The 13,749-nt window shown below is 69.2% G+C and carries 18 protein-coding genes and 2 tRNA genes; 13 read left to right on the forward strand and 7 right to left on the reverse strand.

Annotated features, from left to right (window positions below; genetic code table 11):
* The first annotated feature begins 104 nt into the window (after positions 1–104).
* Positions 105–845, forward strand: coding sequence for an acetoacetyl-CoA reductase (phbB, locus tag AC3A57_RS07560; protein ID WP_487578327.1), 741 nt, complete (start codon positions 105–107; stop codon positions 843–845).
* A 246-nt stretch (positions 846–1,091) separates the two neighbouring features.
* Here the strand turns inward: phbB and AC3A57_RS07565 are convergent, their stop codons facing one another.
* Positions 1,092–2,012, reverse strand: a complete 921-nt coding sequence (locus tag AC3A57_RS07565; RefSeq protein WP_487578328.1) for a M48 family metallopeptidase — start codon at positions 2,010–2,012, stop codon at positions 1,092–1,094.
* A gap of 128 nt (positions 2,013–2,140) precedes the next feature.
* Positions 2,141–3,979, reverse strand: a complete 1,839-nt coding sequence (locus AC3A57_RS07570; protein WP_487578329.1) for an SUMF1/EgtB/PvdO family nonheme iron enzyme — start codon at positions 3,977–3,979, stop codon at positions 2,141–2,143.
* Positions 3,980–4,170: 191 nt separating this feature from the next.
* Here AC3A57_RS07570 and rnd point away from each other — a divergent pair, with 191 nt between their 5' ends.
* From rnd to AC3A57_RS07620, 10 genes are all read left to right on the forward strand, one after another.
* Positions 4,171–5,274 (forward strand): ribonuclease D, encoded by a 1,104-nt coding sequence (gene rnd / locus AC3A57_RS07575; protein WP_487578330.1) that lies wholly within the window; start codon positions 4,171–4,173, stop codon positions 5,272–5,274.
* A gap of 40 nt (positions 5,275–5,314) precedes the next feature.
* A tRNA-Ala gene (locus tag AC3A57_RS07580) sits at positions 5,315–5,390 on the forward strand.
* A gap of 229 nt (positions 5,391–5,619) precedes the next feature.
* Positions 5,620–5,862 (forward strand): hypothetical protein, encoded by a 243-nt coding sequence (locus AC3A57_RS07585; RefSeq protein ID WP_487578331.1) that lies wholly within the window; start codon positions 5,620–5,622, stop codon positions 5,860–5,862.
* Positions 5,863–5,931: 69 nt separating this feature from the next.
* Positions 5,932–6,195, forward strand: coding sequence for a hypothetical protein (locus AC3A57_RS07590; protein WP_487578332.1), 264 nt, complete (start codon positions 5,932–5,934; stop codon positions 6,193–6,195).
* A gap of 54 nt (positions 6,196–6,249) precedes the next feature.
* Positions 6,250–6,474, forward strand: a complete 225-nt coding sequence (locus AC3A57_RS07595; protein WP_487578333.1) for a hypothetical protein — start codon at positions 6,250–6,252, stop codon at positions 6,472–6,474.
* A gap of 80 nt (positions 6,475–6,554) precedes the next feature.
* On the forward strand, positions 6,555–6,923 hold the full coding sequence (locus AC3A57_RS07600) for a DUF7674 family protein (RefSeq protein ID WP_487578334.1): 369 nt from the start codon (positions 6,555–6,557) through the stop codon (positions 6,921–6,923).
* Positions 6,904–7,488 (forward strand): hypothetical protein, encoded by a 585-nt coding sequence (locus AC3A57_RS07605; protein ID WP_487578335.1) that lies wholly within the window; start codon positions 6,904–6,906, stop codon positions 7,486–7,488. Before AC3A57_RS07600 ends, AC3A57_RS07605 begins: the two co-directional genes overlap by 20 nt.
* Positions 7,489–7,592: 104 nt before the next feature.
* Positions 7,593–8,084, forward strand: coding sequence for a hypothetical protein (locus AC3A57_RS07610; RefSeq protein ID WP_487578336.1), 492 nt, complete (start codon positions 7,593–7,595; stop codon positions 8,082–8,084).
* A 484-nt stretch (positions 8,085–8,568) separates the two neighbouring features.
* Positions 8,569–9,096, forward strand: a complete 528-nt coding sequence (locus AC3A57_RS07615; RefSeq protein ID WP_487578337.1) for a hypothetical protein — start codon at positions 8,569–8,571, stop codon at positions 9,094–9,096.
* Positions 9,078–9,335, forward strand: a complete 258-nt coding sequence (locus tag AC3A57_RS07620) for a hypothetical protein (protein WP_487578338.1) — start codon at positions 9,078–9,080, stop codon at positions 9,333–9,335. The genes AC3A57_RS07615 and AC3A57_RS07620 overlap by 19 nt, the downstream gene beginning before the upstream one ends.
* A gap of 29 nt (positions 9,336–9,364) precedes the next feature.
* Here AC3A57_RS07620 and AC3A57_RS07625 read toward each other — a convergent pair whose 3' ends face one another.
* Positions 9,365–9,643 (reverse strand): hypothetical protein, encoded by a 279-nt coding sequence (locus AC3A57_RS07625; protein ID WP_487578339.1) that lies wholly within the window; start codon positions 9,641–9,643, stop codon positions 9,365–9,367.
* A 125-nt stretch (positions 9,644–9,768) separates the two neighbouring features.
* On the reverse strand, positions 9,769–10,164 hold the full coding sequence (locus tag AC3A57_RS07630) for a VOC family protein (RefSeq protein WP_487578340.1): 396 nt from the start codon (positions 10,162–10,164) through the stop codon (positions 9,769–9,771).
* A gap of 214 nt (positions 10,165–10,378) precedes the next feature.
* Here AC3A57_RS07630 and AC3A57_RS07635 point away from each other — a divergent pair, with 214 nt between their 5' ends.
* Positions 10,379–10,846 (forward strand): GNAT family N-acetyltransferase, encoded by a 468-nt coding sequence (locus AC3A57_RS07635; protein WP_487578341.1) that lies wholly within the window; start codon positions 10,379–10,381, stop codon positions 10,844–10,846.
* Between the two features lie 60 nt (positions 10,847–10,906).
* Here AC3A57_RS07635 and idi read toward each other — a convergent pair whose 3' ends face one another.
* From idi to AC3A57_RS07650, 3 genes are all read right to left on the reverse strand, one after another.
* The gene (idi, locus tag AC3A57_RS07640) at positions 10,907–11,461 is read right to left on the reverse strand and encodes an isopentenyl-diphosphate Delta-isomerase (protein WP_487578342.1); all 555 of its coding nucleotides are present in this window, start codon (positions 11,459–11,461) and stop codon (positions 10,907–10,909) included.
* A 367-nt stretch (positions 11,462–11,828) separates the two neighbouring features.
* Positions 11,829–12,362, reverse strand: coding sequence for a hypothetical protein (locus AC3A57_RS07645; protein ID WP_487578343.1), 534 nt, complete (start codon positions 12,360–12,362; stop codon positions 11,829–11,831).
* A 608-nt stretch (positions 12,363–12,970) separates the two neighbouring features.
* Positions 12,971–13,055, reverse strand: a tRNA-Leu gene (locus AC3A57_RS07650).
* 250 nt (positions 13,056–13,305) lie between these two features.
* Here AC3A57_RS07650 and rnk point away from each other — a divergent pair.
* Positions 13,306–13,740, forward strand: a complete 435-nt coding sequence (gene rnk / locus AC3A57_RS07655) for a nucleoside diphosphate kinase regulator (protein WP_487578344.1) — start codon at positions 13,306–13,308, stop codon at positions 13,738–13,740.
* Positions 13,741–13,749: the final 9 nt, after the last annotated feature.

The following is a 13,749-nucleotide window of genomic DNA, read 5'->3' on the forward strand; positions in this document are numbered from 1 at the left end:
TTTCTTGCGCGCCACCGGCGCGCCGCGTCGTTGACCGAAGCCGTCCGCGGACGGCAGCCGGACGCGTGGGGTGGCCGCGGCCGGCGTTCCAGTTGGGGTAATCCATGCACAAGCGCATCGCCGTCGTCAGCGGCGGCATCGGCGGTCTCGGCAGCGAGATCTGCAAATCCCTGGCCCGGGCCGGCCGGCGCGTGATCGCGCTCGACCTGGGCACGCGCGAGGAGCGCATCGCCGAGTTCGGCCGCCTGACCGAGGGCCTGGACGTGCGCTTCGAGGCCGCCAACGTCGCCGACTACGACGACTGCGGCGCGGCGATCGGCCGCATCCTCGAACGCGACGGCGCGGTCGACATCCTGGTCAACGCCGCCGGCATCACCCGCGACGGCAGCCTGCGCAAGATGGACAAGCGCGCCTGGGACGAGGTCATGGACGTCAACCTCGACGGCGTGTTCAATCTGTGCCGGCACGCGGTCGACGGCATGGCCGAGCGCGGTTTCGGCCGCGTCGTCAACATCAGCTCGGTCAACGGCCAGACCGGCCAGTTCGGCCAGACCAACTACTCCGCGGCCAAGGCCGGCATGCACGGCTTCACCATGGCCCTGGCGCGCGAGGTCGCGCGCAAGGGCGTCACCGTCAACTCGGTCTCGCCGGGCTACTGCGAAACCGCGATGGTGATGGCGGTGCCCGAGGACATCCGCAGCCGGATCCTCGACAGCGTCCCGGTCGGCCGCCTCGGCCAGCCCAGCGAGATCGCCCGCACCGTCGAGTTCCTCACCGCCGACGACGCCGGCTTCATCACCGGCGCCAATATTCCGGTCAATGGCGGGTTGTTCATGAGTTTCTGAGGGACTCGGGACTCGGGACTCGGGACTCGGGACTCGGGACTCGGGACTCGGGAAAAGGCTAAAAAAGTGGGTTCCTGCAAGCAACAAAAAACCGCCGTCCGGCGGTTTTTTGCTTCGTCGCGGGCGAACCATCCCGGCCAACCGTCTGCCGGCAATCAGCCCGAACCGCCTTCGCTGTTCCCCCCTTTGAAAAAGGGGGGCCAGGGGGGATTTGCCGTTGCTGTTGCTGTTGCTGTTGCCCCGCCCTCATCGCAACGGCCGGCTGGCGCAGTTGGCCTGATAGAACTGCAGCGCGCGCGGCATCAGCGCCTGCAGGGTCTGGATCCGGTTGGCCGGGTCCGGGTGGGTCGAGGCGAACTCCGGCGGGCGCTGGCCGCCGCCGAGTTGGGACATGCGCTCCCACAACGGCACCGCCTGGCGCGGGTCGTAGCAGGCCGCCGCGGCCAGCATCAGCCCGACCTGGTCGGCCTGGGTCTCGTGGTTGCGCCCGTACGGCAGGATCAGCCCGTACTGCGCGCCGGCGCCGAGCGCGGCCATCACCATCTGCTGCTGTTGCGGGTCCATTCCGCCCACCGCCATGCCGGCGGCGACCTGGCCCATCTGCACCAGCTTCTGCTGGGCCATGCGCTGCGAACCGTGGCGCAGCAGGGCGTGGGCGATCTCGTGGCCCATCACCACCGCCAAGGCGTCGGTGTTCTGGGTGACCGGAAACAGCCCGGTGTAGACCGCCATCTTGCCGCCGGGCAGGCAGAAGGCATTGGCCTCCTGCGAATCGATCACCGCCACGTCCCACTGGAAGCTGCGGTAGTCGGTCGGCGCCTGCTGCTGGTTCGCCTTCGCCAGCGATTCGGCGACCTGCGGCACCTTGTCGATCAGGCGCTGGGCGATCTCGCGCACCGCCTGGCTCTGCTGCGCGTTGGCCGGCAACAGCGCGCGCTGCGCGTTGGCGTCGCCGAGCACCTGCTGGAACGCCTGCGCGCCGAGCTGGACTTCCTCGTCGGCGGTGGTGCCGTAATGCGCGGTCTCGCCGGTATAGGGATCGGTCTTGGCGCTGCCGAACCATTGCCAGGCCGCGTAGATCGCGAACAGGACCAGGATCCACCAGCGGAACCCGCCGAAACCGCGCCGCTGCCCGCGGCTCGCGCCGCCCATAGGATCGATCCGCATCTGCCTACTCCCAAAACTGCGCGCGGGCCCTCGCCCGCTTCGTTGCTGACCGGCCGTGCCGCGCTCGCGCGCCGCCCGCCCCCATCGCCGACGCCGGCCGCGCCATCATGCCGCGCGGCCCGCTCCGGTCAAATCTCCCGCACCACCCGGAACCCGAGGCGGCCGTTGGTGGTGTCGGCGCTGGTGCCCTGGCGCCAAGCCGCGCGCGACTGCGCCGGCGAACTCGACCACGACGGCCCGCGCAACACCCGCGTGCGGCAGCCCGGATTGAACCAGGCCGCGCCGTCGCGGGGCGCGCGCCGGTAGTTGTCGTGCCAGCAGTCGGCCACCCACTCGCTGACATTGCCGGCCATGTCGTGAAGGCCGAATGCATTCGGCGCGTAGCGGCCGACCGGGGTCGGCCCCCAGGCGCCGTCGCTGTAGCGATCGAAGGCGTTGCGCCAACGGCGGCCGCTGGGCGAGGCGTCGAGGCTGCCGGTCAGGTTGCCGGCGCGCGCCGGCGGCGGGCCGTCGCCCCAGGGAAAGCGGCCCTGGGTACCGGCGCGCAAGGCGTATTCGAACTCGGCCTCGCTCGGCAGCCGGTAACGCTGGCCGGTGATCGCCGACAGCCACTCGGTGTAGGCCACCGCGTCCTTGGCGCTGACGTGCACTACCGGCATGTTGTCGGCCGCCGGCCGGCCGGCGTAGTCCGAACGCCAGTCGACCCCGCCGCGCCGGACCAGGTTGCCGCTGCGCTCGTCGTAGGCGGTGGAATAGCCGCGGCGGGTGGCGCGGGCGCGGTGCTTGGTGGAATTCATGAAGCGGCGGAACTCGCCGACGGTGATCTCGTAGCGCGACATCGCCAGGCCGCGGTCGAAACGGATCGTGCGCAGCGGCCGCTCGGCATCGCTGGAGCCGGACTCGACCGCGTCGGCGCCCATCCGGAACGCGCCGTGCGGGATCACCACCATCGCCGGGCCGCGGCCGCCGAAGTTCATCGCATCGGTGAACACCTGGCCGGGGCGGAACAGGCCGTAATGGGTCGCCAGCTCGATCCGCTCGCGCAGCTCGATCGCCGCCGGGTCGCCGGCCGGGGCGATGCGCAACAGGGTCGCGAGCAGGCCGCGCGCCTCGTCGATGCCGCCCGGACGCGGCAGCGCGGCGATGCCGGCGTCGCGCAGGTGGCCGATGCGGGCCAGGCGCTGCGCGGCGATCCGGCCCTGGGCGTCGGCGGCGGTGTCCAGCTTCGGCCGGACCTGCGCCGCCGCGGCCAGCCAACGCTCGGCCTGCGCGTAATCGTCGCGATCGGCGGCGATCTCGGCGCGCCGGATCAGCGCGCTCTCGGCCGCGGCGATGCCCTGCGCCGCGCGCGCATCGCCGGGGCGCAGTTCCAGGGCCTTGCGGAACTGGGTCAGCGCGCCGTCCTGACCGGTCTCGCCGATGCGCCCGGCGTTGAGCGCCTCCTCGCCGAGGCGGTTGGCCTCCTGGGCCTGGTCGGCGCGGTCCAGCCGTTCCAGATAGGCCTCGACCTTGCGGTGCTCCGGCGCGACCGCGCGCGCCACCGCCGCGGCCTGGTGGGCCTCGCGCAGGGCCAACGGCTCCTCGTCGATGCGCTTGAGCGCGGCCTCGCCCTCCAGCAGCAACAGCGCCACCGCCCGGTCCAGGCCGGCGGCGACCGCGCGGTCGGTCGGCGCGAATTCGCGCAGGGCCAGATAGATCGGAATCGCCGAATCGGCGCTGGCGTACAGGTCGCGCGCGGCCAGCGCGGCGTCGGCGCGCTTGCGCAGGGCGGTCGCATTGCCCGCGTCGACCGCGACCGCCGGCGCGCGCCAGACCGGCACCGGCGAGACCGCCTGATCGGCGCTGACGGTGATGATCGGCGCGCGGGTCGCGGCCGGCGGCGCGGACGTCTTGCCGTCCCGGTCGGAGCACCCGACCAGCAGCGCCAACACCGCGATGCCCGAACCCACCAATGCGCGCAAACCCACGACCTCGCCAACCTGGGACCGCCCCAGCATAGCGCTTCGACCGCGCCGCCACGGCCGCGTTCCCGCCGCCGCTGCGCCCGCGCCGGCCCCGCCGAGCGTGCCGTCGGTCGCGCTTCGCGCCCCGACGCGGAAAGTAGGCTATTGTCGCCCGCCCCGGCACCGCTACGGCCGCCGCGCCCGAACGACGACTCATGCCTCACTGGATCACCACGCCCGACGCGCTGCTGGCGCACTTCGTCCCCAAGCCCGCCCGTATCGGGCTGGACACCGAGTTCATCCGCGAGCGCACCTATTGGCCGCAACTGGCCCTGGTGCAGATCGCGATCGAGCGCGCCGGCGAAGACGAACCGCTGATCCTGCTGGTCGACCCGCTGCGCCCCGGCATCGCCGAGGCGCTGGCGCCGATCCTGGCCGATACCGCGATCCTCAAGATCGCCCACAGCCCCAGCGAAGACCTGGTCGCGTTCAAGCGCGCCTGCGGCGTGGTGCCCAAGCCGCTGTTCGACACCCAGCAGGCCGCGGCCCTGGCCGGCATCGGCGGCGGCCTGGGTTACCAGAAGCTGGTCGAACAACTGACCGGCGTGACCCTGGCCAAGGGCGAGACCCGCTCGGACTGGCTGCGCCGCCCGCTGTCGCCCTCGCAGCTGGAGTACGCCGCCGACGACGTGCGCCACCTGTTCGCCATGCACGACGCCCTGGACGGCCTGCTCGGCCAGCTCGGCCGCCGCGAGTGGCTGGCCGAAGACGCCGCGCGCACCGTGGTCAACGCCGAGAACGACGCGCCCGAGCGCTGGCCGCACCTGTCGATGCGCAGCGCCCAGTTCTTCGACCTCGCCGCGCAGCGCCGCCTGCTGCGCCTGCTGCGCTGGCGCGACGGCTACGCCCGCGACAGCGACAAGCCGCGCAGTTGGATCCTCGACAACGAACTGGCCGCGACCCTGGCCAAACAGGCTCCGCCCGACCGCGACGCCCTGCAGCGCCTGCTCGATGCCCATCCCAAGGCGCCGCGCAAGCTCGGCGAGGCGATCTGGCACGCCTTGTCGACCCCGTTGGCCGACGAAGACCAGGCTCCCGACGCCGGCGTCGCCGAAACCCGCGACAAGCAGCGCCTGCGCCAGTTGCAGGAGGCCGTCGCCGCTTGCAGCGCCGCCCTCGGCCTGCCCGACGGCGTGCTCGCCTCGCGCCGCTGGCTCGAAGCCCTGCTCGACCACGGCGTCTGGCCGGACGCCCTGTCCGGCTGGCGCCGCGCTGCCTTGGAACCGTCCCTGACTCCCCTGCTCGGCGGCAGGGACTAGCGCGACGCGTCCGGCCCCGTTAAACTTCTCGCCCTGACTTGGGGCGGTAGCTCAGCTGGGAGAGCGTCGCGTTCGCAATGCGAAGGTCGGGAGTTCGATCCTCCTCCGCTCCACCAAGTCCTGAAAACCGACGATTCTTCGTCGGTTTTTTTTCGCCTGGACGATTCGGTCCGTTGCGCCGGATCCGGGTTTTCGCGAGCGGCGGCCGCATGCCTGCGAGGCCGCGCCGAAGATCGGCCGGCGAGATTGCGGTCGCAGCCTTCCGGGACGTGCCGCCCGATCGCCCGCCCCGATCCATGCAGTAGGCTGGCGACGACGCCTTCCGATATCGGACCGATCCTGCCCATGCCGTACGCGCTGACCGCCTTGTTGGCCGCCATGGCGGCGACGCTCTGGTTCCTGGCGGCTACCCGCGCGAACCTGACGGCGAAAGCCTTCGTGTCCGGCGTTTGCGCCGTCTCGATCGCGGTCGGATTCGTCTGGCCGCGCTGGTGGCTGGTGGGCTTGCTCATGCAAGCGTTTATCGTCATCGGCCTAAGCCTGTATGCGACGGCCACCAGGACCAGACGTCGCGACGAGACGCGCTAGTCCAGAGCCGCCAACGCATGCGCCGCCGCAGCGCTGGGCGGCATGGTTCGAATCAACTTCAGATCGCTCATGAAACGCCTCTTCTATCCCGGAACCGACACAGAAATACGCATCGGCGACCTGGTTCGCTGGTCCGGCGACGAGGAGCTGTCGACGGTCGTCTTCATCATCAGCACCGATCAGTTTCCCGAACACGAGGCGGGCAGTGCGGACTGGTTCAAGTCCGAGTTCGGCGAGGGCATCATGCTCGACACCCCGAGCGCTGGATGGGTGCTGGTGAGCGAGGACTGCGAGGACATGGCCTGGGTTCGCTCCGCCAACCAACTCGACTGAGCCCTTGGACGGGCGACTCCTCGCCCAACCGCAACGCCCCCTGGAGCCAGCAGCATGGGAATCAGCAAAGTCGTCGGCTATCTGGGTTCGTCGCTAGGAGCCGGCATCTTGGTCTTCGCATTGCTGGCGATGGCCGACCCTAGCGGCGCTCAGCTCGCCGACGACCACGATCCGTTCGGGCCGCCTCCCTCAATCGGTGAGTTGCTGTGTCAGGTGGCCATCGGCGCGGGTCTGTTGGCATCCGGCATCTGGCTCGCCGCCCGCTGGCCCAGGGCTTAGTCTAGGACTCGTCCGCAGGCCGGCCCGTCCCGTTATCGTCGGGCGGATTCGGTTCGGCTATCGGGACTACAGGAACAGACATGAAATCCGCTGTCGACAACGCCCTCATCGAGCGTTTTCTTAACGACATTTGCAAGGCCTTTCCAGAAATCCAGCCTCGCATGGAACGCCACGACAGCATCATGCTCACCGATCGGATGGAGCAGTTCGCCATCGCCACCACCGAGGCCTTCGCCCAAAACGATATCGCTGCCGGCGCCGCCTACCTGTCCTTCATGTCCAAACGTCTGCTGGACTGCTCCCCGATCGAGCACGAGTACATCGACGTCTACTACGTCGAGAACCTTTTCTGGCCCCATGGAACCGACGCGGCACGGACAGGCTGGCCGCACGTGCCGGCCAATCTCAAAACGCTGTTTGTCGGGTTCCATGGCCGAACCCCGCTTTGAACGACGACGCAAGTCGAGCTCCGGAAGCCACCCCATGTCCCGTACATTACTGCTCACGGCATTGATCGCGATCTGCGGCTGCTCCGCCGAGCAATCCGCACCCGTGCCGGAACGTCCGCATCGGGTCGTGGTCGCGGACCACACGCTCGAGGCCTTCGGCGGCCGCCTCTCGGGAACCAATGCCGGAGAATGGATCGGCAAGCTCGTATTCCAGGACGCCGACGGCGACCTGGAGACGGTGCTGAACGAGAACGTCCATGGAATCGTCGAAAACCCGGAAGGCGTGTTCGTCTTTACCGGACTGGCCCACCTGTCGAGCAACGAAGGCCACGTCTATCGCCTCACTCGCGCCGCCGACGGCCCGGTCGTGGCGACGCGCCTGGGCCGGTTGCCAGGCGCCCCGAGCCGGGTTCGCCAGGCGCATCGGGACGGCGCCACGTCCTTCCTGGTCTACTCCGGCTACCGCAACGACCGTCAGTTGTTCGAGTGCTATCAACTGGCGGGCGAAACCGTCAGCCGCGGCCAGGACTGCTTGCCGTCCAGGCGGCCGACGGCCGCCAACTGATTCGGACTCGAGCCGCTTTACGACCCAGCGCCGGCCACGCGATAGTGCGTCGTGGTGCGTTCCGCGCGTACCGTTCAGCGACTTCGTATTCGAGCCACTGGCCTATGTTCGTTCTCTCGAAACAGTTGGACACCGACGGCGATCCGAATCTGCTCTTCCGGCGATATGCCGAGTACCTGGAACGGAACCGGTCTCAATTCCCCCCGGCCGCCTACGACCTCGCCGCATCCGGCCGCTTGTTCGACGCCACCGACCCCAGTTGCCCGCACGACGGCTGGCTCGAATGGGCCAGGTTCGAGGAGCCGGCGCAGGGGGCGAGGCGCGAGAACCGGACCCTGAGCCTGCGGATTCGCTTGCTCGGCGCCTACCACGACCGGTATATCGAGTTGTTCTACCCGCAGGTGTTCTCCTACGTCATGAGCAGCCCCGATTCGGCGGCCGGCCACTTCGACTGGCGCTACAGCGAAATTCGGCTGAGCGACAAGGGCAACCTCGTCCACGAGATCGAGTGGGCCGGGGCGCCGGGCCTGGAATCGCATTGGCTGATCGAAGCGTCCGATGTACGTCTGCAGACGTTTCCGCTGGACGAACCCTAGCGGGTATTGCGGGCGGAATATTTCGCGGCGCGGCCCGGTTCGCGCGGCCATCGGGAGCGGTCCATGGCGGTCTGGAAGAAGATGCTGTTCGGCGCAGGAGTAGCCTGCCTGCTCGTCCTCGGCGCCGGCTACCTCACGGCGTGGCAAAGCCTGGAGGCCTGCGCCGACGACACGTTCCAGGACCTGCTGCGCGAAGGCATCCGCGGAAGGGACATGAGAGGCAAGCCGGTGGCGATGACGCGCGACATGGTGTCCGCAACAGTCGCGGGGCCGTTCCTGGTGGAGACTGACTACATGGTACCGCTCGGCTGCACGGGTCTTGGCATATCAAGCGCTATCTGGTCCTGCCCTGGGGGCGGTACGAACGCTCCTCGGACGTCGTTCATCTGGTCTGCGCGCCGGATCGGCCCGGGGACTCGAAAGAAAAACACCCCGCCCCGCCGATGCCGCTTCGAGGCCCGGCTTGATCCGGACATTCGGCCGTATGCCCAGACTCCTGTCGATACTGCTTCTGACCGCCCTGGCGGCGGCTTGCGCTCCGCCGCGCTGGGCCGAACCCAGTTGCTACGGACTGCCCAACACCTGGGACCTGGACGAACAGGAACTGGCCACCCGGTTGGGCGAACTGGACGATGAGGAACTGCTGGATCTGGTGGCCTGCAATATGGGCACGTCGCATCCGCCCAACATCGGATTTCCGGAACGCTATGTGACCGAGCGGCCTCCCACGATGGCTACTCGCTTGCTCGATCGTATCGAAACACGGGACGAAGGATTCGTCTCGATGAGCTACATCGGCCTGCTGGGCAGCAGGGTCGAGCAAGCGCCCGACGTATTGACCGCATCGCAACGGGAATCGGCTCTGAACAAATGCCTGGCGGTGTACCCGCCCTATACGAACAGGCACGGCGAGGTACACCATTTCTGCGCGGCGTTCGGCGGGCCTCAATCAGCGCCGTCCTCCACGCCCGCCGACGGGGCTCCAGGGAACCAATGCCGCCCAGGATCCTGAAACGCGCCCTGCTCCTGCTTCTGGCGCTGCTCGGCGCCGGCGCTGTCGCTATCTGCGCGCTCTTCCTGTACCTCGCCTACATCGTCGCGCCCTGCCCGCCCGCTGTCCGGTGCTACTACCAACTGCACCCCACAGGCGACTGGATATCGGGCTTGGTCTCATTGGCCGTGGTTTTTTCGCTCTGCCTGCTGGTGTCCTGGCTGTCTTTCAGGATCCGCAAGCCGTCCGGCCGAGCTTGAGCCCCTTCTTGCCGGATGCGGGGCGATCCTCAATCGCGGATCTTGAAGCCCGGGTTCTCGTTGAGGCTGCCGTCGGGCTCGAGCACGGCATAGCGCTTGCCGTCGCGGTTGAACACCACCGGGATCGGGTCCTGGAACAGCGGCCGGCGCACGAAGCGCAGCTCCCAGCGAAAGAATTCCAGCGTGGTCAAAGCGTCCAGTTGCGCCGGCGTCAGCCCGGCGCGCAGTTCGGCGGCGTTGAGCTTCTTGTCGCTGTTGCGGCGTTCGCGTTCGACCATGACCACCTCGGTGTCGCCCGCCTTCGCCATCGCGGACGAAACCCGGACCTGCGTTGGCTTCATCCTACCCGCGCGCCTGGCGGGCTCCAATTACGCCGCGCAAAACGTGCACAAGTCACACTATTGGCCGCATCGGGCGGCCGGGCGCGCCCGGCTCAGGGCAGATTGAGCTGCCAGGACACGCCGTAGCGATCGCAGACCCAGGCGAAGCGGCGGCTGAAACCGTAATCGTCCAGCGGCATCAGCACCGAGCCGCCCTCGCTCAGGCCGGTGGCCAGGGCGTCGAGCTGGGCTTCGCCGTCGCAATCGACGAACAGCGAGATCGACGGGGTAAAGCCGAAGGCATGCTGGACGTGGCTGTCGCTGCACATGACTTCGAGCCCGGCGACGCGGAAGCGCGCGACCAGGATGCTGCCTTCCGGCCCCGGCCCTTCGGCGCCGTAGCGGCGCACGTCGAGCACGCGGCCGTCGGCGAACAAGGCGACATAGCGGTTCATCGCCTGCTCGGCCTGGCCGGTGAACATCAGGAACGGACGGGCTTGGGTCGGCATGGGCGATCTCCGGTCCGGCATGCGCGGGAGGGCCCGACTGTAGCGGCCGGCGCGTACGGCGCATGTGAGCGAGGTGGCCCGTCATTGCGTTACCCTGCCTACGACACGCTGCTATACGGCACGCTGTTCTACGGCATGCTGCTCTACGGCATGCGGGCGCCCCGGCGCCGCCCGCGACCGCCGCTCACCCTGCCGGCCTGGCGCGAACTTGCCGATGGAGATACGACCCGACGACCTGAGCGGCCCCGAGATCCACGCCCTGTTGCGGGAACACCTGCGCAACATGGCCGAACTCTCGCCGCCGGAAAGCATCCACGCGCTCGACCTGGACGCTCTGCGCCAGCCCGGGATCAGCTTCTGGACGGTGTGGGAACAGGACCGGCTGCTCGGCTGCGGCGCGCTGCGCGAGCTGGACCGCGAGCATGGCGAAATCAAGTCGATGCGCACCGCCGACGCGCACCGGCGCAAGGGCGTGGCCGCGCACATGCTGCAGCACTTGCTCGCCGAGGCCAGCCGCCGCGGCTACCGCCGGCTGAGCCTGGAAACCGGCTCGATGGCCGGGTTCGCCCCGGCGCGGGCGCTGTATGCGCGTCACGGCTTCGTCGAGTGCGCGCCGTTCGCCGACTACGCCGAGGATCCCAACAGCGTGTTCATGACCTTGGCGCTGTCCGCGCCGCAGTGATCGCTTCAAGCCGCCGCGTTCGCCGCGCCGGTCCAGGCGGCCTTCAGGTCCTGGCGCCGCTCAGCGCGACGCCAAGCGTTCGCCGGCCGCTTCGCGCCAGCGCTCCAGTTCTTCCGGACCGCCGCGCTCGAGGATGTAGCGCAGCCAGCCGCTGAAGTCCTGCGGCCTGTCGCGCAGCGCCGCGTCCAGGTCGGCGGCGCTGCGCCAGGCCCAATCGCGCACTTCCAGCGGATTCGGCCGCGGCCGGCCGTCGTAGCGGCCGACGAAGATATGGTCGTATTCGTGTTCGATCAGGCCTTGCGAGACCTCGATCCGGTAGACGATGCGGGCGACCCCGCGCAGTTCGCAATCGAAGCCCATCTCCTCGCTCAGGCGCCGGTGCGCCGCGGCCTCGGTGGCCTCGCCTTCGCGCGGATGGCCGCAACAGGTGTTGCTCCACAGTCCGCCGGAGTGGTACTTGCCGGTGGCGCGCTGCTGCAGCATCAGCCGCCCGGCTTGGTCGAACACGAAGATCGAGAACGCGCGATGCAGCACCCCGTCGCGGTGCACGCGCATTTTCTCTCCGACGCCCACGGCGCGATCGTCGCCGTCGACCAGGATCAGACGTTCTTCCATTGCCGGCCCCTCTTTCCCCGGACAGGACTATGCCAGCGCTGCCGCGCGCATCCGTGCGAGGCGTCACGGCCGGGCAAGCCCGCGCCGCCGCGTTGCCCACGGCGCGCCGCGCGTCTCGGCGCGGGTGCGCCGGGCGTCTCGTCCGGGACGTTAGGCGAAGGTTACGCCGCGGCCGGGCGGTCGCGCCGAGGGGACGAGCAGCGAAGCGAGGAGCCGGCGAGCGGGCTTGTTGCTGCGCGCCCGCTCCTGCGCGCTCGCTGCCGAGGCTCGCAGGCCCGGCGGTTCGGTCGGGCGCAAGTGCGCAGGCGCAAACGACGACGGCCCCGATCGCTCGGGGCCGTCGCGGAAGCAACCGACTCGGCTTCGGTCAGGGATCGACGCGGGCCGGATCGCGCTGCTCGGACACGTAGGCGTTCGGGTCGAAGCCGGTGGTGCGGCTGTACTCGTCGGCGCGGGCCTTGATGTCGTTGAAGTTCTGGCCGCTCGCATTCGCCCTCTTCTCGATCTGCGAGTAGTTCATCTGCTTCTCGTAGGCGTCGGCGTAGGACGAATTGTTCTTGCTGTAAGCGTCGGCCTTGTCCTTGATGTCGTCGTAGTTGCCGGTGGTCGCCGCCTGGCCGACCGCCGCCGCGCCGAGGGCGGCGTCGCCGCCGGCCGGCATGCCGTTCGGGAAGGCCTGCTTGCACACGCGCGAGAACAGCTTGGCCGACCAGGGCTTGAAGCACTTGCGGCTGAGCACGCGGTACTCGCCGGTGGCGATGTTCTTCGGCACCCAGCAGTCCTGCGGCACGCCGACCTTGCAGAACACGAACGGGTTGTTGCCGTAGTAGGGAATGAATTCATTCGCCGCGGCGGACGTCGTCGCGAGCATCAGCACGACCGTCAGACCCAACTTCTTCATGAGACCTCTCCTTAGTGAACTGAAATTCCTAACGTGGCCCGACGGAGGCGACGGCGCGTCCCGGGTCCACCGCGCAGGCGGTCCGCCGATCCCCGGGATCGCTCCCGGCCTCCCCACGGCGGCGGCCTGTACGGCCGGTGCTGCACGGCAAAGCCTAGCCGATGGTCTATGACCAGGCAATTTCCTGAATCCGACCGTGACCGCGGTCAAGTTTATGAATCCGCTGCTGGGAGCATTCGCTCCACGAACATTTGCTGCACGACCGGGAGCGCCGGCGCTGGCCGCCCCCCCCCCCCCCGGCGAATCGGACCGACAGCTTAAGCCTCGCCCGTCGCCCTGGCTGCGACCTCGGCCAGCGTCCGGACGGGGCGGACGGTACCGCCGGCCGGGGAAGAAGAATACGTGCCGCCTTGCCGGGCGCGGCCATGCCGCCTGGACGGACGCCGGCGCCCGGAGCGCGGCTGGTGTCCGGCGGGCGTTGCGTGGATGGCCGCGACGATGCGCGGACGGCGCGAAGGAAACGAAACGGAAAAAGAGAAAGGCGAGCTTCTCAGCTCGCCTTGTCTTCGACGTCGAATTTGTTTACCAGCTTCGTCGTCGTTTATTGTTGGTGCCCAGGAGAGGACTCGAACCTCCACGGTTTTACCCGCTAGTACCTGAAACTAGTGCGTCTACCAATTCCGCCACCTGGGCCTTTCGCGTCGCCGTTCAGCGTTGCGAGGCGCGTATGTTGCTTTGCAGCGGACCGGCTGTCAACGACTTTGTCATAAATTTTTTCATCGGCCGCCTGCCGCCCGATCCGGCACAGGCGCGTGCCGCCCTGGAGCCGCTCGCGCCGGGGCCGGCTTGAAGCGCCCGCGTGCGCGGGCTAAGGTCCGCGGACATCCCTGAACCGCGGGCGGCGCACGCAGTGCGTCGCCCGTTCTCGCTTATGGAGCCCGCAATGAACGAACAACAACTGCCCCACCCCTCCGGCCTGCCGCCGCCGCTGCTGCTGTCGCGGCTGGACTGCGACCGGCTGGAGGCCCTGCTCGACCAGGCCCCGCCCGGCCTGGACCTGGGCGGCCTGCGCCGCGAGCTCGATCGCGCCGAGGTGGTCGAACCGGCCCAGGTGCCGGCCGACGTGATCACCATGAATTCGATCATCCGCTTCGTCGACGAGGCCACCGGCGAGGAACGCGAGGCCGCCCTGGTCTATCCGCGCGACGCCGACGGCCGCGCCGAGCGGATCTCGATCCTGGCCCCGGTCGGCAGCGCCCTGCTCGGCCTGCGGGTCGGCGCGCGCATCGCCTGGCCGCTGCCGGGCGGACGCAGCGCGCAGCTGCGCGTGCTCGGCCTGCGCTATCAGCCCGAGGCCGCCGGCGACCTGCACCGCTGAGCGCGGCGC

This window comes from Lysobacter sp. Soil_C_15, assembly GCF_057657315.1.

What these genes read in the sequence shown, in the direction of transcription:
- phbB (WP_487578327.1), top strand. Translation starts at nt 105, where the DNA reads ATGCACAAGCGCATCGCCGTCGTCAGCGGCGGCATCGGCGGTCTCGGC.
- AC3A57_RS07565 (WP_487578328.1), bottom strand. Translation starts at nt 2,012, where the DNA reads ATGCGGATCGATCCTATGGGCGGCGCGAGCCGCGGGCAGCGGCGCGGT.
- rnd (WP_487578330.1), top strand. Translation starts at nt 4,171, where the DNA reads ATGCCTCACTGGATCACCACGCCCGACGCGCTGCTGGCGCACTTCGTC.
- AC3A57_RS07585 (WP_487578331.1), top strand. Translation starts at nt 5,620, where the DNA reads ATGCCGTACGCGCTGACCGCCTTGTTGGCCGCCATGGCGGCGACGCTC.
- AC3A57_RS07590 (WP_487578332.1), top strand. Translation starts at nt 5,932, where the DNA reads ATGAAACGCCTCTTCTATCCCGGAACCGACACAGAAATACGCATCGGC.
- AC3A57_RS07595 (WP_487578333.1), top strand. Translation starts at nt 6,250, where the DNA reads ATGGGAATCAGCAAAGTCGTCGGCTATCTGGGTTCGTCGCTAGGAGCC.
- AC3A57_RS07600 (WP_487578334.1), top strand. Translation starts at nt 6,555, where the DNA reads ATGAAATCCGCTGTCGACAACGCCCTCATCGAGCGTTTTCTTAACGAC.
- AC3A57_RS07605 (WP_487578335.1), top strand. Translation starts at nt 6,904, where the DNA reads ATGGCCGAACCCCGCTTTGAACGACGACGCAAGTCGAGCTCCGGAAGC.
- AC3A57_RS07610 (WP_487578336.1), top strand. Translation starts at nt 7,593, where the DNA reads ATGTTCGTTCTCTCGAAACAGTTGGACACCGACGGCGATCCGAATCTG.
- AC3A57_RS07615 (WP_487578337.1), top strand. Translation starts at nt 8,569, where the DNA reads ATGCCCAGACTCCTGTCGATACTGCTTCTGACCGCCCTGGCGGCGGCT.
- AC3A57_RS07620 (WP_487578338.1), top strand. Translation starts at nt 9,078, where the DNA reads ATGCCGCCCAGGATCCTGAAACGCGCCCTGCTCCTGCTTCTGGCGCTG.
- AC3A57_RS07625 (WP_487578339.1), bottom strand. Translation starts at nt 9,643, where the DNA reads ATGGCGAAGGCGGGCGACACCGAGGTGGTCATGGTCGAACGCGAACGC.
- AC3A57_RS07630 (WP_487578340.1), bottom strand. Translation starts at nt 10,164, where the DNA reads ATGCCGACCCAAGCCCGTCCGTTCCTGATGTTCACCGGCCAGGCCGAG.
- AC3A57_RS07635 (WP_487578341.1), top strand. Translation starts at nt 10,379, where the DNA reads ATGGAGATACGACCCGACGACCTGAGCGGCCCCGAGATCCACGCCCTG.
- idi (WP_487578342.1), bottom strand. Translation starts at nt 11,461, where the DNA reads ATGGAAGAACGTCTGATCCTGGTCGACGGCGACGATCGCGCCGTGGGC.
- AC3A57_RS07645 (WP_487578343.1), bottom strand. Translation starts at nt 12,362, where the DNA reads ATGAAGAAGTTGGGTCTGACGGTCGTGCTGATGCTCGCGACGACGTCC.
- rnk (WP_487578344.1), top strand. Translation starts at nt 13,306, where the DNA reads ATGAACGAACAACAACTGCCCCACCCCTCCGGCCTGCCGCCGCCGCTG.